Source organism: Amycolatopsis sp. NPDC051061, from assembly GCF_040682935.1.
Classification (GTDB): domain Bacteria; phylum Actinomycetota; class Actinomycetes; order Mycobacteriales; family Pseudonocardiaceae; genus Amycolatopsis.
In genome coordinates, this window is the sequence record NZ_JBFBBZ010000021.1 from 147,521 (window position 1) to 169,877 (window position 22,357).

The window sequence follows — 22,357 nt, forward strand, 5'->3', positions numbered from 1 at the left end:
CCGCCCAGCCCGATGACTCCGGCGCCAACTGCACGGGCAACCTCGGCACCCGTCACCCCGGCGGCTCCGGCACCGGCCGTACAGCCTCATCCCGGCTCCGCAGCGCCACCCCGCCCACCACCGCCAGCGTCCCCAGCGCCTCCGGCCACGAAGGCACCTGCGCCAGCAGCACGAACCCCATCACCCCGGCCGTGACCGGCAGCAACGCCAGCAACACCGCGAACCGGGCCTGTCCGAGCCGCCGCAGGACCACCTGGTCCAGCGCATACGGCACCACCGTCGACAGCACCCCCACGCCCACCCCGAGCAGCAGCATCCGTGGCGAAGACCACACCTCGCCCGTCCCGACGGCGAGTGGGGACAGCACCACCGTCGCCGCCGCGAAGCCGATGGCCAGGCTGTCGATCCCCGATCCCTCGGACGAGGCCACTCGCTTGCCCAGGACGATGTAGCCCGCCCAGGCCGCCGCCGCGCCCAGGGCGAAAACGACCCCCGCCAACGAACCCGCGAGCTGGACGTCCGCGATCGCCCCCACTCCGCACGCCACCAGGACCACCGCCAGCACGTCCCGGAGCGAGCGGGACCCGAACGCGGCCACCAGGACCGGGCCGATGAACTCCATCGCCACCACCGTCCCCAGCGGGAGCCGGGCGATCGCCTCGTAGAAGAGCACGTTCATGCCCGCCGTCACGACGCCGAACGCGATCGCCAGCGCCAGCCGGCGGCCCCGCCAGGCAGCTCGTCCGGGGCGGCGCCAGGCCAGGAGCACCACCGCCGCGCCGAGGCAGCGCAGCCACGCCACCCCGGCGGGCGTCGCGTGGCCGAAAAGGCCGACCGCGATGGCCGCTCCGGCGTACATGGAAATTCCGCTGAGAACGAACAACAGCGGAGCGGGGACCCGGGAAACCCGTCGAGGCGAAGTCACCGTACTCACCACCCCATGGTGCCTGACCACGGAAAACGTCACTCTCCGGGTATTCGTCTCCTGCATTGCGGGATGTGGTTACGGCATCCGGGGTAAATCGGCGTGACTCAGGTCCCACCGGCGCGGGAACACTTGCGAGCCGCGAAACGTCTGGAAGAGTGGAAGCACGAACACCGCGGAGCCGAAGGCGATCGCCGCCACCGGCATCAGTCCCGAAGTGGGCGTAGCTGGATCGATGGCACCGGGCAACCGGTGCCGGGACGGAGGGAGACCCCCATGACAACGCCGACGCTCACCCGCCCCGAACTGACCGCCGCCGACCGCTGTGACCGGTGCGGAGCTGCAGCTCAGGTACGAGCCATCCTCAAGGGTGGGGAACTGCTCTTCTGCGGGCACCACGCCCGCGCGCACGAGGCCAAGCTCAAGGAACTGTCCGCCGACATCCAGCGGTAACCACTCCGAAACGCCCGAAGGCGGCCGGTGCGCACAGGCACCGGCCGCTTTCGTTTTTCTGCAACTTGCAAAGTGCGTGGCGAATATCACGGTAAGGCCGCGGAAGATAGCTATTCCGGACACGAAACCGGACAGGAAATCAGACAGAATCCAGCACGACTTCGAACGCCACTTCCGCCGCTCCCAGCAGCTTCACGTCGGCCCCCAGCGCCGAGCTGATGATCCGGGTGCCGCCGACCGCCCGGCTCACCAGGCTGCGCCGGCGGACCTCCGTGCCGACGTGCCGCAGCACCGCCTCCGGCAGCACCGTCAGCAGGTCGCCGAGGATCACCAGCTGCGGGCCGAGCAGGTTGACGACGTTGATCAGCCCCAGGGTCAGCCACTCGGCGAACTCCGCCAGCCGCGACAGCGCCGCTTCCGGGTTCCGGCCCAGCTCGCGCAGCTCGAACAGGATCGCGCCGCGCGGGGTGTCCTCCGGCAGGCCGAGCGCCCGGCACAGCGCCGCCTCGCCGACCTCGGTCTCCCAGCAGCCGCTGCTGCCGCAATAGCAGTCCCGCCCGTCCGGTCGGATCACCATGTGCCCGATCTCGCCGACGTAGCCGGAGCCGCCGCGCAGCGCCGATCCCTCGGCGATGACACCGCCGCCGACCCCGACGTCCGCCGAGATGTACACCACGTCGGACGCCCCGCGGGCCGCGCCGCGCAGGTGCTCGGCGACCGCGCCGAACTCGGCGTCGTTGCCGACCAGGATCGGGATCTGCAGCACCGCGCCGAGCCGCTCGCCGAGCGCGACGTCGGTCCAGCGCAGGTTCGGGGCTTCGTGCACGTACCCGTCGGCCCGCCGGACGACGCCCGGCACCGACACCCCGGCCGCGACCGGGGTCACGTCGAGGTCGCCGGCCAGGACGGCCGTCGACTCGATGACGTGGGTGATGACCTCCTCGGGCCGGCCCATCCGGCCACGCAGGTTCCAGCTGTTGCGGCCCAGGATCTGGCCGCCCAGCCCGACCAGGGCGATCGCGACGTGCTCGACCTGCAGGTCGACCGCGAGCACGACCGCCGCGTGCGGCTGGGGCAGGACCAGGAGCGAGGGGCGGCCCGCCCCTCGTCCCGGCCTCGGCACCTTCTCCTCGACGACGCCGGCTTCGGCGAGCCCGTCGACGAGGGTCTTGATCGTGCTCCGGTTGAGCCCCAGCTGGGTGGCCAGGGTCGCCCGGGTGCTCGGCCCGCCGACGTGCAGCAGGCGGAGCAGGGTCGTGCGGTTGTGCCGGCGCACCTCGTCCGGTCGTGCAACGGGTGTGCTGGTCACGGACCTGATCATTCCATGCTGGTTCAGCGCGTGGACGCAGCCGCGCGGCGCCGGGACAGCGCGTCGACCGTGGCGGCGAGCAGCAGGACCAGACCGGTGACGATGTTGACCACCGCGGCCGGCTGCTTGAGCAGGCCCAGGCCGTTGATGACCACGGCGATCACGAGGCCACCGACGACGGCGTCGGCCACGCGGCCCTTGCCGCCGAACAGCGACGTGCCGCCGATGACGGCCGCGCCGACCGAGTACAGCAGCGTGTTGAGGCCACCGGACTGCGGGCTGACCGAGCCGACCTTCGACGCGGCGACGATACCGCCGATGGCCGCGACCGCCGAGCCGATGACGAACACGCTCGCCCGGACCTTCGGCACGTCGATACCGGCGCGGCGGGCGGCTTCCTTGTTGCCACCGACCGCGTAGACGTACCGGCCGTACTTGGTCCGGTTGAGCACGTAGGTCCCGGCCACCAGGAGCACCAGCATGACCGGGATGACGTACGGGATGCCCTGGATCGTCACGACGGCCTTGTTCGACGAACGGTTGATCGTCAGCAGCCAGGTCCCCAGCGCCGACAGCACGACGAGCGCGCCGACCTTGACCAGCACCAGCGTCGTGGGCTGGACGACCAGGCCGCGCTGGAGCCGCCGGAAGTGGCTGAGCAGCGTGATCACCGCGAACCCACCGGCGGCGACGAGGAAGAAGATCCAGCTGCCGAGGACGTCCAGGTTGCCGTTGGCGATCTTGTACAGAACGTCCGAGTTGGTGATGCCGATCGTGCCGCCCTCACCGATGAACTGCAGCAGGACGCCCTGCCACACGATGAACAGCGCCAGCGTCACGACGAAGGACGGCATGCCGATCTTCGACACCAGGAAGCCGGTGATGCAGCCGATCGCGGTGCCGACGCAGATGGCCAGCAGGATCTCCAGCCACGCGTTGGCGGGGACGCCGATCGCGACGATCAGCAGACCGACCAGCGACAGCGCGGCGCCGCCCCAGATCCGCTGGTAGGCCGACAGCAGCACGGCCGCGGCGAGGACCCCGATGAACGCGATGAACACGCCGGAGCCCAAGGTGCCCAGCAGGTTCCCGGCGTGCACGTAGTGCAGGGCCATCACCGACGCGGCGGTGCCGGAGGCCACACCGGCGGCGAGGTCGATCTCGCCGAGCAGCAGGACGAAGACGATGCCCATCGCGATGATGATCACGCCCGCGCCCTGCGGGAACACGTTGGCGATGTTGGCCAGCGTGAAGAAGTTGTCCGACAGCGCGCTGAACAGGATGACCAGCACGAGCAGGCCGAACAGCGACGGCAGCGAGCCGAGCTCGCCGGCTCGCAGGCGGGCGAAGTAGTCGCGCAGCGCTTCGCCGGTTGACATCGATGTCGTGTCGATGCCGAAGTCGGTGATCGCCGCGGTGGGGTTCTGGGTCTGCGCGAGCGCGTCGGCGGGGGTGCCGACCTCGTGCTTGGCAGGGGTTTCAGTCATTTCCGGTTCTTTCTTCCCGCTCACAGGACCACGGCTTCGGGCCGGGCCAGGCCGAGGTCACCGGAGCGACCCGCGGTGATCAGCTCCACGACCTGGCCGTGGGTGACGTCCTTCGTGTGCACCTCGGTGACGAGCCGGCCGAGGTAGAGCACCGCGATGCGGTCGGCGACCTCGAACACGTCGGCCATGTTGTGGCTGATCAGCACGACCCCGAGGCCCTGCTCGGCCAGCCGGCGGACCAGGTCGAGCACCTGCCGGGTCTGCGCGACGCCGAGGGCGGCGGTCGGCTCGTCCAGCACGACGACCTTGCTGTTCCACAGCACCGACTTCGCGATGGCCACGGTCTGGCGCTGACCACCGGACAGCGAGGAAACCGGCGTCCGGACCGACTTCACGGTCCGCACCGACAGGGAGGCCAGCGTTTCGCGAGCGGCCTTCTCCATGCTGGCTTCGTCGAGCTTCCACGAATTCCCGCGCTCGCGGCCCAGGAACATGTTCTGCACGATGTCGAGGTTGTCGGCGAGTGCGAGGTCCTGGTAGACGACCTCGATGCCGAGGTCCGCGGCGTCGCGCGGGCCGCGGATGTGGGTGTCCTTGCCGTTGAACCGCACGGCCCCCGAGTCGTACGGGTGGATTCCGGCGATGCACTTGACGAGGGTCGACTTGCCGGCGCCGTTGTCGCCGACCAGGGCGGTGACTTCGCCCGCGCGCACGTCGAAGTCCACGTCGTGGAGGACGTGGACGGGCCCGAAGCTCTTGTTCAGGCCCTTGATCTCGAGGATGGGCTCACTCATGGATGGCATTTCTCCGAATTTCTGATGCCCTTTGCCGCCGCTAGGGCCAGGCGATCCCCGCGAACGGGGAGTGGGGACCGGGCCGGGACGCGCCGTCGGGGTGCGCGTCCCGGCCCGGCTGTTCATTGGGTGCTACGGGCGACTCAGGAGATGCCGAGCGTGGCGCACTTGGCGGCGAGGTCGCCACCGCAGATCTCGCTCGCCTTCACGTAGCCCTGGGTGACGACGGTCTTGACGTCCTTCTCCAGGATCGTCTGCGGCGTCCGCAGCACCGACTTGATGTCGCGGTTGCCCTTCGGGTCGTGCAGCTTGCTCGTGGCGATCGCGTCCGCAGCGGCGGTGTCACCCTTGGCGAGGGCGGCGGCCAGCTTGGCGGTGGCCTCGGCCTCTTCCTTGATCGGCTTGAAGACCGTCATGTACTGGTCGCCGCGCATGACCGCCATCAGGCCGTCGGCGGTGGCGTCCTGGCCGGTGACCGGGACCTTCCCGTTGAGGCCGTTCTTCTTGAGGATGGTGATGACCGCGCCGGCCAGGCCGTCGTTCGCCGCGACGACGCCGTCGACCTTGCCGCCGTTGGAAGTGAAGATCTGCTCGAACTTCGTGCCGCCGAGCTGGTTGTCCCAGTCGTCGATCGGCTGCTTCTGCAGGAGCTTCAGCGTGCCCGCCGAGTACAGCGGCGTGAGGACGGACTCCTGGCCCTTGGTGAACAGCGTGGCGTTGTTGTCGGTCGGGGCGCCCTCGATCTGGACGACACCCGCGCCCGGCTTGCTCTTCAGCGCGTCCGCCATGGCCTGGCCCTGCAGCTGGCCGACCTTCTCGTTGTCGAACGAGACATAGTAGTTGGCGGAGCCGCCGAGGCTCGGGCGGTCGTAGTCGATGACCGGGATGCCCGCGGTCTTCGCCTTGGCCTCGACCGCGGCACCGACGGCCGGGTCACCGGGGGCGATGATCAGGACCTTGACGCCGGAGCTGATGAAGCCGTCCGCCAGGGTGGAGAACTTCTGGTTGTCACCCTGGGCGTTCTGGACGTCGACCTCGAAGCCCTGGGCCGTCAGCGCGGCCGTCAGCATCGGCTTGTCGAACGCTTCCCAGCGGGCCGAGGTGGCGGTCTCCGGCAGGATCACGCCGACCTTGCCGCTGGCTCCGCCGGCGGCGGCCGGGGCGGAGGAGGAGGCGGAGTTGCTCCCCGTGCCCCCGCTGTCTGAACTGTTGGTACCACAAGCGGTCAGCACCAGGCCGGTGCTCACCGTCGCGGCGAGGAGGGTAAGGGTTCTGCTGCGCATCCTCGTTCCTTCCGGATCCAAGCATTGGTGACGAGTGGGCCGTCGACGTCGTCTCGGGCCCTGCGAGGCGGTGATCCGGAGGGTCCCGGCGCACCGACGCGCATATGTTGTGGGCGACAACATATGCCGCTGAGCGGCTGCGGGGAAGATAGCTGGATCGATTAAATGACACCAATTGGACACGGTTCGGCAACACGAGCTGAGGGTCGCCCGGAAAGAGTAGATCCGCTGACGATGTGATCGCCAGCACTCACCGTGTGTTACATCCAGGTTTCTTGCGAGGGTGAAGATACTCCGCTGGTGTACACCGAGTGCGATCCGGCGCGAAGTGGTGGTGAACCCACGGCAAACGCGCGGGATTGGTCGCCGACTTGCGAACTTCGGACCCGGACGTGCCCGAAGCGCCACCGGCCGGGGGACACCCGGGCAGCCGGGAGACGACCGATCGGGCACGCAACGTCACGAAGTTGTGGAAGGTCCGGCGCGGCCTCGCTGGAACGGACGGTGACGAGCGAGTTCAGCCTCCTGGGCGACACCGGCGGCCGGGACGGACCGGAGTGGACGGCTCCGAGCCGGGGCAGGCGATCACGCGCCGAGCCGACGCCCCGGAGCCGGAGACGACCGCCCCAAGGCCACATTGGTTGCGTCTGACGCACCCAAGGGGCCCTTCGGTGCGTCAGACGCACCCAAGGCCGCCTTGGGGCGCTCGACCCGGCGGGAGGAGGCCGATCCGCTCTGCTTCTGCCGGCCCCGGCGCGGGAAACCGCGCCTCACCAGGTCCGGAGCGTGACGATCCGTTCCTCGAGCTGTTCCACCGTCGCCATGGCGGTCACCGGGCCCCCGCAGACCCGCCGGAGCTCGTTGTGGATCGCTCCATGCGGCTTCTTCGTGCGGTGGTGATACATCCCCACCAGCGCGTTCAGCTCCTTGCGGAGCGCTCCGAGGCGCTCGCTCACCGACTGCGGGCGGGCCGGCGGCGGCGCGGCCTCTTCCTTCGCGGGCTTGCGGCGCTTCCCGTCCGCGATCTGCTCTTCCTGCCGCTTGCGCAGCAGCGCGCGGACCTGGTCGGGCTCCAGCAGCCCCGGCAGGCCCAGGTACTCCTGCTCCTCGTCCGAGCCCGAGAACACCGCCGTGCCGAACGAGTTGCCGTCGTAGATGACCTGGTCGAGCTCGGCCGAGGCGCCCAGCGAGGTGAACGCCTTCTCCTCCTCGCCCGGCTCGTCCTCGGTGCGGTTCGCCTGGGCGAGGAGCTCGTCCTCCCAGCCCTCCTGTTCGCGGTGCGGCTTGCCCAGCACGTGGTCGCGCTGCGCCTCCAGCTCGCTCGCGAGCTCCAGGAGCACCGGCACCGACGGCAGGAACACGCTCGCCGTCTCACCCTTGCGACGGGCTCGCACGTACCGGCCGATCGCCTGGGCGAAGAACAGCGGGGTCGACGCGCTCGTCGCGTACACGCCCACGGCGAGCCGCGGGACGTCGACGCCCTCCGAGACCATGCGGACCGCCACGATCCAGCGTTCGTTCGTCTCGGAGAACTCCTTGATCCGGCCCGAGGCCTTCGGATCGTCCGAAAGCACCAGCGTCGGCATCTCACCCGAGATGCGTTCCAGGATCTTCGCGTACGCGCGCGCCGACTCCTGGTCGGTCGCGATCACCAGGCCGCCCGCGTCCGGCACGCTCTGGCGGACCTGGGACAACCGGGTGTCGGCCGCGTGCAGCACCGCCGGGATCCACTCGCCGGACGGGTCGAGCGCGGTGCGCCACGCCCGGGCGTTCTGCTCCGCCGTCAGCGGCTCGCCGAGCCGCGCGGTGAACTCCTCCCCCGCGCTCGTGCGCCAGGAGGCCTCGCCCGAGTAGGCGAGGAAGACGACCGGCCGGACCACGCCGTCGGCCAGCGCGTCCGCGTAGCCGTACGAGTGGTCGGCCTTGCTGCGCTGGAAGCCACCCGCGTCCGGCTCGTAGGTGACGAACGGGATGGCCGAGTCGTCGGAGCGGAACGGCGTCCCGGTCAGCGACAGGCGCCGCACCGCCGGGGTGAAGGCCTCGCGGATCGCGTCGCCCCACGACTTCGCGTCGCCGCCGTGGTGGATCTCGTCGAGGATGACCAGCGTCTTGCGGTTTTCGGTGCGCACGCGGTGCAGCGTCGGGTGCGCCGCGACCTGCGCGTACGTCAGCGCGACACCGTTGTAGTCCGACGACGTGACGCCGGTGGTGTTGCGGAAGTTCGAGTCGATCTGGATCCCGGCCAGGGCCGCCGCGGCGGCCCACTGGTGCTTCAGGTGCTCGGTCGGGGTGACGATGGTGACGGCCTCGATGGTGCGGTCGCTCAGCAGCTCGGCGGCGATCCGCAGGCCGAACACCGTCTTGCCGGCACCGGGCGTCGCCACCGCGAGGAAGTCCTTCGGCTTGCGCGTCAGGTACTTGGTGAGCGCCCGCCGCTGCCACGCACGCAGCGGCCGCGCGGTCGAGTCCTTCTCCGCGGGAGGCGCCCCGAGCTGCGTCTCCGTCATGCCGGTCCCCCTCGCTCAAGTGCTTTGACGTGCGAAAACCCTCACTGTGGTACCGACTTCCGTGTCGGCGGCTGCGGTGAGGGCACTGGAGCGAGTCTACCGGCCGGGTCCGACAGTTCCGGGCACCGGCACGGGTGATGTCCCCCGACACGCCCGGCCGCAGGGGGCGTGACGAGCCAAATCAGCACCGATGGACCATGCTGGACACGTCATGGGTGAGGTGCAGCCGTCCGCAGCGACGAAGGTGGCCCGCAAGGGGCCGTGGCGCCTCCTCACGCGCACGCTCGGCAAGGCCTGGGAGGGCAACATCTTCTCCGAGGCCGCCGAAGCGGCCTTCTGGCAGACGCTCTCGCTGCCCCCGCTGCTGCTGGGGCTGCTCGGCAGCCTGGGCTTCGTCGGCGAGTGGTTCGGTCAGGACGTCGTCACCCAGGTGCACGACCGGATCATCGGCTTCTGCAAGACGGTCTTCAGCAGCAACGCCGTCCACGACATCATCGAGCCGACGGTGAACAGCATCCTCACCGTCGGCAAGGGCGAGATCGTCTCGGTCGGCTTCCTGATCTCGCTGTGGGCGGGTTCGTCGGCGATGTCGTCGTTCGTGGACGCGATCACCGTCGCCCACGACCAGTACGGCGTCCGCAACGACGTCTGGCAGCGGATCTTCGCGCTGCTGCTGTACCTGTGCGGCCTGGTCATCCTGGTGGTCGGGCTGCCGCTGCTGGCGATCGGCCCCGACCTGCTGCCGGAGTTCTTCCCCACCGACTGGCGCCCGACGGTGACGTCGTGGGTGAGCGCGCTGTACTTCCCGACCCTCGGGGTGATGATCACCCTCGCGCTGACCACGCTGTACAAGCTCGCCTTGCCGCGGAAGCTGCCGTGGCACCGCGGGCTGCCCGGCGCGGGGCTCGCGATGGTCGTGTTCCTGCTCTCCTCGGTCGGCCTGCGCATCTACTTGAACTGGATCACCAAGACCGGCTACACCTACGGCGCGCTCGCCGCCCCGATCGCGTTCCTGCTGCTGATGTTCTTCATCGGCCTGGCCGTGGTTGGCGGGGCCTACTTCAACAGCGCGATCCAGGAGCTGTGGCCGGCGAAGGCGACCCGGCGGCAGCGGCGCAAGTGGCGGCGGCTGGAGATGGAGCGCGCCGCCGAACGGCTGCGCTCGGAGGACGGCCGCAAGCTGTGGGAGCGCACGACCACACCGCTGCGGCGCCCGCGCCCCGAAGAGGTCTCCTCCAACGGTGGCGCGCCGGACGAAACCCCTGGACCGTCCGAAGAGGACGAGCCGTCACCGAGCGCGCCCGGCCCGGCACCCAGCGCTGCTGAGGGTCGCGTCTCCTCCCAAGGGACGACCCGGAATCCACCCTCAGACTGAGTCGCCCCTCAGATCGGACATGAGAAGCTCCTCGGGTCACTGACGCAGGCGTCGGTCGCCGCGTCGTTCCCGAGGGGGTTTCCAAAGTCATGTCCGTGCTGGCCAGATTGAGCCTGCGCAACCGAAGCCTGATCGGCCTGCTCGCGCTCGTGGTCGTCGGTTTCGGTGCTTTCGCGCTGCCGCAGATCAAACAGCAGCTGTTCCCGTCGCTGCAGTTCCCGCAGGCCCAGATCGTCACCGCGTACGCCGGCGCGTCGCCGGACGCGGTCGACCGGCAGGTCACCGAGCCCCTCGAAGGCGCCCTGCAGGGGTTGAAGGGCCTCGAGGACATCAATTCGACGTCGTCGGACGGCGTTTCGCGCGTCGTCACGCAGTTCGAGTTCGGCACCGACCTCGACGCGGCGGTGTCCCGGATCCAGCAGGCGGTGAACCAGGTCCGGACGCGGCTGCCGCAGAACTCCGAGCCGTCCGTGTCCGCCGGCAGCACCGACGACCTGCCGGTCGTGCTGGTCGCCGCGGGCACTTCGGGCGACCCGCAGAAACTCGCACCCGCGCTGACCGACCAGGTCGCGCCGGAGCTGCGGAAGATCGACGGCGTCCGCACCGTCACCGTCACCGGCGTGCAGCAGTCCCGCGTCACCATCACGCTCGACTACGCGAAGCTGGCCGCCGCCGGCGTCGACCCGGCGTCGATCGCGACCACGCTGCAGACCGCCGGCGCCGCCGTGCCGGCCGGCACGCTGACCGAAGGCGACAAGACGCTGTCGGTCCAGGTCGGCGGCGGACAGACCACTGTGGACACCCTCCGCAACCTGTACCTCACGCCGAGCGGGGCTTCGGCGTCCCGGCCGGGCACCCCGGCGCGCGGGCCGGTCAAGCTGGGTGACGTCGCCGACGTCCAGAGCGGGTTCGCGCCGCCGACGTCGATCACGCGCACCAACGGCAAGCCGAGCCTCGGCCTCTCGATCACCATGGTGGACAACGGGAACGCCGTCGCGATCTCCGACGCGGTCCGCGACAAGCTGCCGGACCTGGGGAAGAAGACCGGCGCCGAGATGAGCGTCGTGTTCGACCAGGGCACGCCGGTGAAGGACGCGATCAGCGGCCTGACCACCGAAGGCCTGCTGGGCCTGGCGTTCGCGGTCATCGTGATCCTGTTGTTCCTTCTGTCGGTGCGCTCGACGCTGGTGACCGCGGTCTCGATCCCGCTGTCGGTCGTGGTCGCGCTGCTGGCGCTGTGGACCGGCGACCTGTCGCTGAACCTGCTCACCCTCGGCGCGCTGACGATCGCGATCGGCCGGGTGGTGGACGACTCCATTGTCGTGCTGGAGAACATCAAGCGGCACCTGGGTTACGGCGAAGAGAAGCAGCGGGCGGTGCTCGACGGCGTCCGCGAGGTGGCCGGCGCGGTGACGTCGTCCACGTTGACGACCGTCGCGGTGTTCCTGCCGCTCGCGTTCGTCGGCGGGTTCGTCGGCGAGCTGTTCTCGCCGTTCGCGATCACCGTGACGGTGGCGCTGCTGGCTTCGCTGCTCGTCTCGCTGACCGTGGTTCCCGTGCTGGCGTACTGGTTCCTGAAGCGGCCGGAAGTCCCGGCGGATCCCATCGAAGCCGAGCGGGCGCGCGAAGCCGCCCTCGAGAAGGAGCGCCGCGGCTTCCTGCAGCGGGCCTACCTGCCGGTGATCCGGTTCGCGACCAAGCGGCGGCTGACCGTCGTGCTGCTGGCGCTGCTGATCTTCGCCGGCACCGTCGGGCTCGCGACGCGGCTGAACACGAACTTCCTCGACCAGTCCGGCGGCACCACGCTGAACATGACGCAGAAGCTGCCCGCGGGCACCAGCATCGAGGCGAAGGAGAAGGCGGCGACGGCCGTCGAGCAGGCGCTGGCCGCGGAGCCGGCGGTGCAGACCTACCAGGTCAGCGTCGGCGGCGGTGGCGCGTTCGGCGGCTTCGGGGGTGGCGGCACGTCGACGAGCATCTCCGTCACCGTCGCGAAGGACACCGAACTCGAGGCGCTGTCCGGCCGGCTGCGGTCGAAGCTGACTTCCCGGCCGGAGCTGGGCGAGATCAAGATCGGCGCGGACGCGTCCGGGTTCAACTCCGACCAGGTCTCGGTGACGGTGACCGCGCCGTCGGAGGCCGCGCTGAAGCCCGCGTCCGACCAGGTGCAGCAGGCGCTGCGCGGGGTGTCCGGGCTGACCGAGGTGACCAGCGACCTGGCCGTCGGCTCGCCGCGGGTGCAGGTCGAGGTGGACGACGCCGCGGCCGCCGCGCACGGGCTGTCGGCGAGCACCATCGGCCAGGTCGCCAACCAGGCGATCGCCGGCCGCACGGTGACGCAGCTGCCGGTCGGCGGCCGGCGCACGGACGTCGTGCTGCGCGCCGGCACCGCGCCGGCCACGGTCGACCAGGTGAAGAGCCTGCCGATCCCGGGGCCCACGGGCGTCGTCCGGCTCGACGAGGTCGCGAAGGTGTCCACTGTGGACGGGCCGGCGTCGGTGCACCGCACCGGCGGCGACCTGAGCACGACGGTCACGGCGAAGAACACCGGCGACAACCTGAGCAAGACCACCGCGGACATCCAGTCCAAACTGGACGGGCTGACGTTCACCGGCGGCGCGTCCTACTCGCTCGGCGGCGTGAGCCAGGACCAGCAGGAGGCGTTCTCGAACCTGTTCCTGGCGCTGCTGGCGGCGATCGCGATCGTGTTCCTGATCATGGTGGCGACGTTCCGCAGCCTGATCCAGCCGCTGATCCTGCTGGTGTCGATCCCGTTCGCGGCGACCGGCGCGATCGGGCTGCTGCTGGCCACCGGCACGGCGCTCGGCCTGCCGGCGCTGATCGGGATGCTGATGCTGGTCGGCATCGTCGTGACCAACGCGATCGTGCTGATCGACCTGATCAACCAGTACCGGGCGGAGGGGATGAGCGTCGCGGACGCGGTCACCGAGGGCGGCCGGCGCCGGCTGCGCCCGATCCTGATGACCGCGGCGGCGACGATCTTCGCGCTGGTCCCGATGGCGCTGGGCATCACCGGGCAGGGCGGGTTCATCGGCCAGCCCCTGGCGATCGTGGTGATCGGCGGCCTGGTCAGCTCGACGCTGCTGACGCTGGTGCTGGTCCCGACGCTGTACACGATGGTCGAGACCCGCAAGGAGCGTCGTCGCGCCCGCCGCGACGCTCGCCGGACCCCGGCGAAGGCCCCGGAGTCGGAGTCCCTGGACCCCGCCCCCACCGCCTGACCGGACCGCAACGGCGAACTCGCGTACCTGGACAGTCGGTTCGCGTACCTGGAGGGTCGGCTCGCCAGCCGACCCCCTGGATACGCGAACCGACCCTCTGGGTACGCGAGTTCGCCGTTACTGGCGGAAGCGGTAGGTCATGCTGTCGAAGAGGATGCAGATGCTCGGCGACATCACGATCACGCGCAGGGTGGCGTCGCGCTCGTCGAAGTCGATGCCCTCGACCTCGAAGTTGCCGCTGCAGCCGCTGCGCAGCGGCAATTGCCCCAGCGACGTCACGTGCCCGGCGACGTCCGAACCGGACAGCGGACCGGCCAGATCCACCTGCAACAGCGGCTTCGTCGTGCCGAAGAGGCTGCCGTCCGGGTCGTCGGACGCGCAGAGCAGGCGGGTCGCCGTCCGGAAGTCGCAGCCCTGGACGTCGCGGACCGGGTGGTCGAGGCGGATCGTGCCCGCGAGGGGCAGGTTCCGGGCCGGGTCGGTGGCTGCCACGCCGGGCATCGGGTGGACCAGGAGGCGGTCCATCGTGCCCCACTCCCCCGCCACCATCCACCGGGCGTCCGGGGACACCGCCGCGAACGAATTGTTCGAAGCTTCCCCGGACTCGAGGTTGTGCTGGTAGTTCTTCCACGAGCCGTCCGGGGCCTGGACGCGGAAGAGCTTCGCGCCCCGGTCGTCACGCTGGTAGGGCTCGACGTACCAGCCCTGCGCGGACCCCGGGTCACCGATGTGGTTCCACCCCTGGGTCGAAAGGTCCGCGGGGATCGTGCTGATCCCGGTGTAGCGGATGGTGGTGCCCGAGGGGCGGACGATCGTGGCGAGCCCCTGGCTCTCGTCGAGGGCGCGGGCTTGGTCCCGGCCCACCTCGGACCAGCCCGTGACGGCCTGCGCCAGTGCGGGCGAGAAGGCAGTGAGCAGGGCGACGACGGCGACGACGATCCCGGTTCTGCGCATGTGCGACTCCGGTGGGTGAGGGAACCTGGCCCGCTGGATTTACCAGGTCTCCCGCCCCGCGCGCACCCGTCTTATGAAGGGTTTTCACGTTTGTTCGGGGATCTGTCCCCTTTCGGACATGCGAAAACCCCGGCCGACGCGGTCAGCCGGGGGATCACCATGGGGTCACTCCCCCGGGCGCAACCCGTCGAAGATCTTCTTGCAGTCCGGGCAGACCGGCGAACCGGGCTTCGGCGACTTCGTCACCGGGAAGACCTCGCCGCAGAGCGCCACCACGAAGTTGCCCATGACCGCACTCTCGGCGATCTTGTTCTTCTTCACGTAGTGGAACATCTTCGGGGTGTCGTCGTCGGTGGCGTCCGTGCCCTCGGGCGTGGTTTCCGGCTTCGTCAGCGTCTCGGTGCTCACCCGCCCATTGTGCCCGACTCCCGTCGAACCTCGTACGAAAGCCCCTCGACCTGGCAGGATCGGCGGCATGTTCCAGAAGGTGCTCGCGACGTTCGGCTCGGGCGGCGCGAAGATCGACGCCCGCCTCCTCGACCGGACCGCCTCCCCCGGCCGTCCCCTGCACGGCGAGGTGCTGCTGGCCGGCGGCGAGGTCGACCAGGAGATCAAGGGCCTCGCGGTGACCCTGCTGGCCCGCGTCCAGGTCCCTGGCGAGGACAAGATCGAAGACCTCCCCTTCGGGTCCCAGCACCTGGTCGGCGCCGAGGTCATCCGCGCCGGCCAGCAGGTCCGGCTCCCGTTCGAGCTGCCGCTGCCCTGGGAGACGCCGATCACCAGCGTCTTCGGCAAGCCGCTCACCGGGATGGCGGTCGGGGCGCGGGCCGAGCTCGACCTCGCCGCGGCCGTCTCCGACCCGTTCGACGCCGACGCCGTCGCGATCGAGCCGCTGCCGGCGCAGAAGCGGGTCCTCGACGCGCTGAGCCGGATCGGCTTCGTCTTCCGCGAGGCGATCCTCGAGCAGGGCCGGATCAACGGCGCGAACCAGCAGCTCCCCTTCTTCCAGGAGATCCGCTTCGCGCCTTCGCCCCGCTTCGCGAGCGTGTTCACCCAGCTCGCCGTCACGTTCCTGGCCTCGTCGGAGCGCACCGACGTCGTCCTCGAGGTCACCAAGCGGGTCCGGGTCAGCAAGAGCGGCGGCTTCGGCGGCCGGGGGCAGGACTTCCTCGGGATGTTCACGATGAAGCCGGACGTGAACTGGGAGAAGCAGCTCGACGACTGGCTCGATCAGGTCGCCCGCCCGCGCGGCATCTTCGACTGATGGCCACGCCCCGCGCGGAGCGGCCGCACCTGCCCGGTTACGGGACCGCGGCCGGTTCCGCGGGGCTGCTGCCCTGGTCGTGGGCGGAGACGCGGCTGCGGGAGTCGCACGACTTCTGGCTGGCGACCGTCACCCCCGCCGGGCGCCCGCACCTGATGCCGGTCTGGGCCGTGTGGACCGGCGAGGTGCTGTGGTTCTCCTCGTCCCGGCGGTCGGTCAAGGCCCGGAACGTCGCCGCGGGCTCGGCGGTGTCGATCGCCACCGACGATCCGTACGAGCCCGTCGTGGTCGAAGGGACGGCCGAGATCGTCACCGACGCCGAAGCACTGCGGTCGTTCCTCGACGCGATGAACACGAAGTACGCGACGGCCTACGGCGAAGACTTCCTCGACCCCGGTGCCAACGCCTCGATGCGCCTGCGGCCCGAGAAGGCGTTCGGCTTGCGGGAGAAGGACTTCACCGGCACGCCGACGCGCTGGACGTTCCCGTGAAGTGGGCCGAAGCGATCACCGCGCTGGGTGGCACGTCCGACGCCTGGCCGCGGCTCGAAGCGCGCTACGGCGAACCCCACCGCCGGTACCACACCCTCGAGCACGCGGCCGCCGTCGCGCGGGACTCCGCGTGGCTGGCTGAAAGCCTCAGCGGCGTCGAGCGCGCGATCGTCGCCGTCGCGGCCTGGACGCACGACGTCGTGTACGACGCGAAGCCCGGCGAAGACGAACGCGCCAGCGCCGCCTGGGCCCGCGAAGCATTGGACGGGGTCGCCGAAGCACACATCGAGCGCGTCGAAGGCCTGATCCTCGCCACGATCAAGCACGACGCACCACCCGACGACCGCCTCGCGACCGCGCTCCTCGACGCCGATCTCGCCATTCTCGGCGCGCCGAAGGAGCTGTACGCGGCGTACGCCGAGGCCGTGCGCGAGGAGTACGCGAAGTACCCCGACGACGTCTGGCGCGAAGGCCGCGTCGCCGTCCTCGAAGGCATGCTGGCCCGGACGCTCTACCGCAGCGAAGCCGCGCGGACACGCTGGGCGAGCGCCGCGCGGGCGAACCTGGCGGCCGAGCTGACCCACTGGCGCCGCGGGCCGGGCGATCACCGATGATGGTTCCTCGTGACCACCCCACTCAACCTGCACGAAGAGGTCGCCTCGGCGCTGCGTGACGGGCACCCCGTCGTCGCGCTGGAGAGCACCATCCTGTCCCACGGCCTGCCGCCGGGCCGCAACCTCGACGTCGCCCGCCGCCTCGAGCGCGTGGTGCGCGACGGCGGCGCCGTCCCGGCCACCATCGCGGTGCTCGACGGACGCGTCGTCGTCGGCCTCTCCCCCGCCGAGCTCGAGCGCGTCTGCGCGCCGGACGCGGGCCTGGACAAGCTGTCGCTGCGCGACCTCGGCCCGGCCGTCGGCCTCGGCCGCTCCGGCGCGACGACCGTCGCGAGCACGTCGGCCCTCGCGGCCGCGGCCGGCATCGGGATGTTCGCCACCGGCGGGCTCGGCGGCGTGCACGTCGGCGCGGCGCAGTCGTGGGACGTCTCGGCGGACCTCGGCGTGCTGGCGAAGGTGCCGACCGTCGTCGTCTGCTCCGGGGTGAAGTCCGTGCTCGACATCCCGGCGACCCTGGAGGTGCTGGAGACGAACTCGGTGCCGGTGCTGGGCTACCGCACCGACGACTTCCCGGCGTTCTACCTCCGCTCGTCGGGGCACGCGGCCGGCTGGCGGGTCGACGACCCAAAGCAGGCCGCCGCCGTGATCGCCGCGCACCGCGCCTACGCGAATTCCGGTGTGCTGCTGGCGAACCCGATCCCCGAAGCGTCCGAAATGGACAAAGAACTGCACGACCGCCTGCTGGCGGAAGGCCTCGCGCTCGTGACCGAGCAGGGCGTGCACGGCGCCGACGTCACGCCGGTGCTGCTGGAGCACTTCCACACGGCGAGCGCAGGCGTGAGCATCGACGCGAACGAAGCCTTGGTGCTCAACAACGCGAAGCTCGCGACCGAGGTCGCGGTGGCACTGGCATGAGCGGGATCGTGGTGGTCGGCGACGCGGCTCTCGACGTGATCGCCCGGCACGACAAGCCGTTGCCGCACGGCGGCGACGCCCGCGCGAAGATCCGCTTCACCGGCGGCGGCTCGGGCGCCAACACGGCGCTGTGGCTGCGTTCCCTCGACGCGGAGACGACGTTGGTCGCGCGGATCGGCGACGACCCGGGCGGCCGCCTGATCAAGGCCGAGCTGGAGGCCGCGGGCGTGCGATGCGCGTTCGCGGTCGATCCCGAGGCGCCGACGTGCTGCGTCGTGGTGATGGTCGACGGTTCCGGGCAGCGGAGCATGCTCGCCGACCGCGGCGCGAACCAGCGCTTCGCCCCCGAAGACGTCACCGCCGAGGCGCTGGCCGGGGCGAGCCACCTGCACCTGTCCGGTTACGTGCTGCTCGACCCGCCGTCGCGCGCGGCCGGGCTGGCGTCACTGGCCGCCGCGAAGGAGGCCGGGCTGACGACGTCGGTCGACCCGCAGGCCGCCGCGCACATCACCGACCCGGCCGCGTTCCTGGACGACGTCCGCGGGGTCGACCTGCTGCTGCCGAACACCGAGGAGCTGGTGGCGCTGACCGGTTCGGCGGACCCGGCGTCGGCCAAGGAGCTGCTCGGCGCGGTCGGCGCGGTGGTGGTCACCGCCGGGCTGAACGGCGCCAGCTGGGTCGACGCCGGTGGCGTCACGAGCGTGCCCGCGATCGAGGCCGAGTGCGTCGACTCGACGGGCGCGGGGGACGCGTTCGACGCGGGGGTGCTCACCGGCTGGCTGGCCGGGGAGTCCACTGTGGACATCCTGCGCCACGGGACGCGGCTGGGCGCGCTGGCCGTCGGGAAGGTGGGCCCGCAGCCGGGGTGAGGCGCTTCTCAGCCGTCGATGACCCGGTGGCTGGTGCTTTCGATCGCCTTCGCCTCGCGCTGGTAGGTCGAGACGTTCTCGGACTTGCGGGGCGGGCGGTCGTTCGCGATCAGGACCGCGATCCACGGCAGCGGGACCGAGATCGCGAGGAACCCCAGCGCCAGCCACCACGTGTGGTAGGTCAGCCCGGCGAGGATCAGGCACGGGATGCGGCACGCCATCATGATCACGTACTTGCGCTTGCGTGCCGCGAACTGCTCTTCGTACGACCGGGCCGCCCCGGTGATCAGCACCGGGTCCGAGTCGTTGGCGGGCGTCGTCACTGCACCACCTCCGTACCCATCGTCCCACCCGCGGGGCTCATCCGACACCTGGGTGGGACAAGCGGCTCAACGCGGCGGCGGCGAGCGTCTCGATGCCTGTGCGCAACGTCGGGTGCAGCACCGGGGCGAAGCGCGGGGAGTGGTTGGACGGGACGTCGCGCTCGAACCGGCCCTCGGTCATCGCCGTGATCACCGTCTCTGCGTCGAGGCCGCCGACCAGCCAGAACACCGACGGGACGCCGGCCGCGCGGCCGAACTCGCTGAAGTCCTCGCTGCCGGTGACCAGCGGCGCCCCCAGCACCGCCTCGGCGCCGAAGTGGCCGCGGAAGACCTCCGTGAGCGCGTCGTTGGCGGCTTCGTCGTTCTCGGTGATCGGGTAGGAGCCGGACCGGACGATCTCGGGCGGCTTCGGCGCCCCGGCGGTCGCCGCCTCGCCGTTCACGATGCGCTCCACCGCGGCGAGCACGCGCTCGCGGACGGCCTGGTCGAAGGACCGGACGTTCACCTCGAGCACGGCGTCGTCGGCGATGACGTTGCTCGCCGTGCCCACGTGCAGTGAGCCGACGGTGACGACGGCCGAGTCGGTGGCGGCGATCTCGCGCGAGACGATCGTCTGCAGCTTGAGCACCACGGACGCGGCCAGCACGGCCGGGTCGACGGTCGTCTCCGGGCGCGAGCCGTGGCCGCCGCGGCCGTGCAGGGTGATGCGCAGGGTGTCGGTCGCGGCCATGATCACGCCGGGCCGGGTGAGCACCCAGCCGGCCGGGCCGGGCACCAGGTGCTGGCCGAACACGACGTCGGGCGTCCCGGCGCGGTCGAACAGGCCGTCGCGGACCATCCGCACCGCGCCGCCCGCGCCCTCCTCTCCCGGCTGGAAGACCACCTGCAGCGTGCCGGACCAGGTGTCGCGGCCCTTCGCGAGCAGCGCCGCGGCGCCGGAGAGCCAGGTCGCGTGCATGTCGTGCCCGCACGCGTGCATGACCGGGACGTCCTTGCCGTGCTCGTCGGTGCCGCGGGCGGTGCTCGCGTACGACAGCCCGGTCTTCTCCTCGACCGGCAGCGCGTCGATGTCGGCGCGCAGCAGCACCGTCGGGCCCTCGCGGTTGCGCAGCACGCCCAGCACCCCGGTGCCGGCGATGCCGGTGTGCACCTCGTAGCCGTCGCGCTCCAGCCGCCGGGCCAGCTCGGCCGCCGTCCGGGTTTCGGCGAAGGACAGCTCGGGGTGCCGGTGGAGGTCGATGTACAGCGCTTCGAGCTCGGGCAGCGCCGCGTCGAGCGGGGCGAGGACGCGTTCAAGGGTCACGGAGGCCATCGTGGCAGCATTACCCACCGTGAGCACGCGAAGCGTACTGCCCGACCTGTCCGACGACGTCTGCGCGCGGCTGCGCGAAGCCTTCCGGCGCACCTCCTACGACGCCGACGGCGTGGTGACCGCCCTCGGCGGGGCCGCGCACGCGGCGCTGGGCCGCGGCGAGCCGGTGCCGGCCGAGCGCGCGACCCGGGACGCGGGCGACCTCGGCACGCTCATCCGGCTGTTCCTGCTGGGCGGCGTCGAACCGGAGACCGCGGTCAAATCCGCCTTCGCACCGCTCTCCCCCGAAGACGCGGTCGCGGCCGGGGTGCTGAGCGCGGTCCAGGACGGCTACCGCGCCGCCCTCGACATCCGGCCGCACGGCGACGACGACGGCTCCTGGTGGGTCGTGTCCGACCTCGACGCCGACGTGCTCGGCACCACCGTGCCCGAGGACCACGTGCTCGGCGTCGGTCACGCGTCGCTGTCGCTGATCCGCGCGACCAGCCGCCGCCCGGTCGGCACCCTGCTCGACCTGGGCACCGGCAACGGCGTCCAGGCGCTGCACGCGACCCGGCACGCGCAGCGCGTGACCGCCACCGACGTCTCCTCGCGGGCCCTGGCGCTGGCCGCGGCGACGTTCCGGCTGAACGAGCTGGACGTCGAGCTCGTGCACGGCGAGTGGTTCGCGCCGGTCGCGCGGCGGAAGTTCGACCAGGTCGTCTGCAACCCGCCGTTCGTGGTCGGGCCGGCCCGCGTCGACTACACCTACCGCGACTCCGGGCTGGCCGGCGACGACGCGAGCGCGCTGGTCATCCGGCAGCTGCCCGGCTTCCTCAACGAGGGCGGGGTGGGCCAGCTGCTCGCCTCCTGGCTGCACACGGGTCGCGAAGACTGGGCCGACCGGGTGAGCCGCTGGCTGCCCGCCGAGACCGACGCCTGGTTCGTCCAGCGCGACGTCGCCGACCCGGCGCTCTACGTCGGCACCTGGCTGCGGGACGCGGGCCTCGACCCGCGCTCGCCGGAGGGCCGGGTGAAGGCGGCGGCGTGGCTCGACTGGTTCTCCGCGAACGACGTCCGGGGCATCGGGTTCGGCTTCGTCACGCTGCGGCGCGCGGCCGGGCGCACCCCGACCGTGGTGTGCGAGGACCTCCGGCAGGCCTACGACGACCCGCTGGGGCCGGAAGCGGCGGGCTGGCTGGACCGCGTCGACTGGCTGCGCAATTCCGGTTCACTGCTCGATGTCCGTTTTGTGGTGCCCGACACCGTTTTGCTGGAAAGCGTCGAAGAACCGGGCGACGAAGGCTGGACGACCACCATCCGGCGGTTGCACCGCACCGACGGACCGGGCTGGCAGCACGAGGTCGACGACCTGGCCGCGCGGCTGCTGGCGGGCTGCCGCGGCACGTTGCCCCTGGAGGACCTGATCGAGCTCCTCGCGGCCGCGCAGGGCCTGGAGGCTTCGGAGCTCGCGGCGGCCGCGCTGCCCGTCGTCCGGGAGCTCGTCCGGCACGGCATGCTCGTCCCGGCGGCCCGGTGAGGGCGGTCGCGGCCCGGGTGACGCGGGCGGACGTGACGGTCGAAGGCGAGGTCGTCGGCGCGATCACCGGCCCGGGTTTGCTTGTGCTGCTGGGAATCCACCTGGACGACGACGCGCCGAAGGCCGCCGTGATGGCGCGCAAATTGCACGAGCTGCGCGTGTTGCGTGACGAGGAATCATGCGCCACGGCGAATGCGCCGCTGCTCGTGGTGAGCCAGTTCACGCTCTACGGCGACACGAAGAAAGGGCGCCGGCCGTCGTGGACGCGGGCCGCCCGGCCGGAGGTCGCCGAGCCGTTGGTGGACGCCGTCGTGGCCGAGTTGCGCGGCCGCGGCGCCACCGTCGCGACCGGCCGTTTCGGGGCGATGATGGCAGTCTCGAGCGTGAACGACGGTCCGTTCACGGTTCTCGTAGAGGTCTAGACCACCCGGAATCGAGGCTGCGGCGCGCAGCGCCTCCGTTGAGGGCGGCGGCGGGGGCATGGATGGACGGTTCACCTCCTGACCGGATTCACATGGGATTCTCAGGTTCTCCGAGCACGGACCGTTCTCAGCAAAAGCTCAGCAATGGTGGAGCAACCGGAGCGCGTCCGCAGCCGTCTCCTTTTCAGGCGAGCCGGGAACGTTTTGGGAACCCGGAGCGTTGTGCCAGATGTCCAGCCAAGCCGGCCGGACCGGCGTACCGGGTTCCACAGGCCCCGGTCCGCGGGTACGCACCCGGT

The 22,357-nt window shown here is 71.1% G+C and carries 20 protein-coding genes; 10 read left to right on the forward strand and 10 right to left on the reverse strand.

The window, feature by feature from the left end; genetic code table 11:
* Window positions 1-52: 52 nt before the first annotated feature.
* Window positions 53-859, reverse strand: a complete 807-nt coding sequence (locus AB0N03_RS27315; protein ID WP_364377306.1) for an EamA family transporter — start codon at window positions 857-859, stop codon at window positions 53-55.
* A gap of 342 nt (window positions 860-1,201) precedes the next feature.
* On the opposite strand from AB0N03_RS27315, the gene AB0N03_RS27320 reads away from it, so the two are divergent.
* Window positions 1,202-1,378 carry a hypothetical protein gene (locus tag AB0N03_RS27320; protein WP_364377308.1) on the forward strand — a complete coding sequence of 59 codons (177 nt, stop codon included), beginning with the start codon at window positions 1,202-1,204 and terminating at the stop codon, window positions 1,376-1,378.
* Window positions 1,379-1,517: 139 nt separating this feature from the next.
* Here the strand turns inward: AB0N03_RS27320 and AB0N03_RS27325 are convergent, their stop codons facing one another.
* From AB0N03_RS27325 to AB0N03_RS27345, 5 genes are all read right to left on the reverse strand, one after another.
* Window positions 1,518-2,699: an ROK family protein gene (locus tag AB0N03_RS27325; RefSeq protein ID WP_364377310.1), complete on the reverse strand. Its 1,182-nt coding sequence runs from the start codon at window positions 2,697-2,699 to the stop codon at window positions 1,518-1,520.
* 11 nt (window positions 2,700-2,710) lie between these two features.
* Window positions 2,711-4,174, reverse strand: a complete 1,464-nt coding sequence (locus AB0N03_RS27330) for an ABC transporter permease (RefSeq protein WP_364377312.1) — start codon at window positions 4,172-4,174, stop codon at window positions 2,711-2,713.
* Window positions 4,175-4,194: 20 nt separating this feature from the next.
* Complete coding sequence (locus tag AB0N03_RS27335) at window positions 4,195-4,968, reverse strand: ATP-binding cassette domain-containing protein (protein ID WP_364377314.1); 774 nt, start codon at window positions 4,966-4,968, stop codon at window positions 4,195-4,197.
* 143 nt (window positions 4,969-5,111) lie between these two features.
* Window positions 5,112-6,251: a substrate-binding domain-containing protein gene (locus AB0N03_RS27340; protein ID WP_364377316.1), complete on the reverse strand. Its 1,140-nt coding sequence runs from the start codon at window positions 6,249-6,251 to the stop codon at window positions 5,112-5,114.
* Between the two features lie 770 nt (window positions 6,252-7,021).
* Window positions 7,022-8,758 carry a DEAD/DEAH box helicase gene (locus AB0N03_RS27345; protein WP_364377318.1) on the reverse strand — a complete coding sequence of 579 codons (1,737 nt, stop codon included), beginning with the start codon at window positions 8,756-8,758 and terminating at the stop codon, window positions 7,022-7,024.
* A 211-nt stretch (window positions 8,759-8,969) separates the two neighbouring features.
* On the opposite strand from AB0N03_RS27345, the gene AB0N03_RS27350 reads away from it, so the two are divergent.
* Window positions 8,970-10,133 (forward strand): YihY/virulence factor BrkB family protein, encoded by a 1,164-nt coding sequence (locus tag AB0N03_RS27350; RefSeq protein WP_364377320.1) that lies wholly within the window; start codon window positions 8,970-8,972, stop codon window positions 10,131-10,133.
* Window positions 10,134-10,222: 89 nt separating this feature from the next.
* Entirely contained in the window at window positions 10,223-13,375 is a 3,153-nt protein-coding gene (locus tag AB0N03_RS27355) for an efflux RND transporter permease subunit (RefSeq protein WP_364377322.1), read from the forward strand.
* A 117-nt stretch (window positions 13,376-13,492) separates the two neighbouring features.
* Here the strand turns inward: AB0N03_RS27355 and AB0N03_RS27360 are convergent, their stop codons facing one another.
* Together AB0N03_RS27360 and AB0N03_RS27365 are read right to left on the reverse strand one after the other, a co-directional pair.
* Window positions 13,493-14,329: a hypothetical protein gene (locus AB0N03_RS27360; protein WP_364377324.1), complete on the reverse strand. Its 837-nt coding sequence runs from the start codon at window positions 14,327-14,329 to the stop codon at window positions 13,493-13,495.
* Between the two features lie 165 nt (window positions 14,330-14,494).
* A complete protein-coding gene (locus AB0N03_RS27365) occupies window positions 14,495-14,737 on the reverse strand; it encodes a DUF3039 domain-containing protein (protein WP_364377326.1) in 243 nt (80 codons plus the stop codon).
* A 67-nt stretch (window positions 14,738-14,804) separates the two neighbouring features.
* Here AB0N03_RS27365 and AB0N03_RS27370 point away from each other — a divergent pair, with 67 nt between their 5' ends.
* From AB0N03_RS27370 to AB0N03_RS27390, 5 genes are read left to right on the forward strand one after another with little or no spacing between them, the layout of a single operon-like run.
* Window positions 14,805-15,593, forward strand: a complete 789-nt coding sequence (locus tag AB0N03_RS27370) for a sporulation protein (protein WP_364377328.1) — start codon at window positions 14,805-14,807, stop codon at window positions 15,591-15,593.
* Window positions 15,593-16,084 carry a TIGR03618 family F420-dependent PPOX class oxidoreductase gene (locus tag AB0N03_RS27375; RefSeq protein WP_364377330.1) on the forward strand — a complete coding sequence of 164 codons (492 nt, stop codon included), beginning with the start codon at window positions 15,593-15,595 and terminating at the stop codon, window positions 16,082-16,084. Before AB0N03_RS27370 ends, AB0N03_RS27375 begins: the two co-directional genes overlap by 1 nt.
* Window positions 16,081-16,698 carry a hypothetical protein gene (locus AB0N03_RS27380; RefSeq protein ID WP_364377332.1) on the forward strand — a complete coding sequence of 206 codons (618 nt, stop codon included), beginning with the start codon at window positions 16,081-16,083 and terminating at the stop codon, window positions 16,696-16,698. Before AB0N03_RS27375 ends, AB0N03_RS27380 begins: the two co-directional genes overlap by 4 nt.
* 9 nt (window positions 16,699-16,707) lie before the next feature.
* Window positions 16,708-17,613, forward strand: a complete 906-nt coding sequence (locus tag AB0N03_RS27385) for a pseudouridine-5'-phosphate glycosidase (protein ID WP_364377334.1) — start codon at window positions 16,708-16,710, stop codon at window positions 17,611-17,613.
* Window positions 17,610-18,482 (forward strand): carbohydrate kinase family protein, encoded by an 873-nt coding sequence (locus tag AB0N03_RS27390; RefSeq protein ID WP_364377336.1) that lies wholly within the window; start codon window positions 17,610-17,612, stop codon window positions 18,480-18,482. The genes AB0N03_RS27385 and AB0N03_RS27390 overlap by 4 nt, the downstream gene beginning before the upstream one ends.
* 8 nt (window positions 18,483-18,490) lie before the next feature.
* Here AB0N03_RS27390 and AB0N03_RS27395 read toward each other — a convergent pair whose 3' ends face one another.
* A complete protein-coding gene (locus AB0N03_RS27395; RefSeq protein WP_364377338.1) occupies window positions 18,491-18,805 on the reverse strand; it encodes a DUF3099 domain-containing protein in 315 nt (104 codons plus the stop codon).
* A 37-nt stretch (window positions 18,806-18,842) separates the two neighbouring features.
* Window positions 18,843-20,108, reverse strand: coding sequence for an amidohydrolase (locus tag AB0N03_RS27400; protein ID WP_364377340.1), 1,266 nt, complete (start codon window positions 20,106-20,108; stop codon window positions 18,843-18,845).
* 28 nt (window positions 20,109-20,136) lie between these two features.
* Between AB0N03_RS27400 and AB0N03_RS27405 the strand changes: the two genes are divergently transcribed.
* Window positions 20,137-21,636, forward strand: a complete 1,500-nt coding sequence (locus AB0N03_RS27405; protein WP_364377342.1) for a methyltransferase — start codon at window positions 20,137-20,139, stop codon at window positions 21,634-21,636.
* Window positions 21,633-22,058, forward strand: a complete 426-nt coding sequence (gene dtd, locus AB0N03_RS27410) for a D-aminoacyl-tRNA deacylase (protein ID WP_364377344.1) — start codon at window positions 21,633-21,635, stop codon at window positions 22,056-22,058. The genes AB0N03_RS27405 and dtd overlap by 4 nt, the downstream gene beginning before the upstream one ends.
* The last annotated feature ends 299 nt before the right edge of the window (window positions 22,059-22,357 follow it).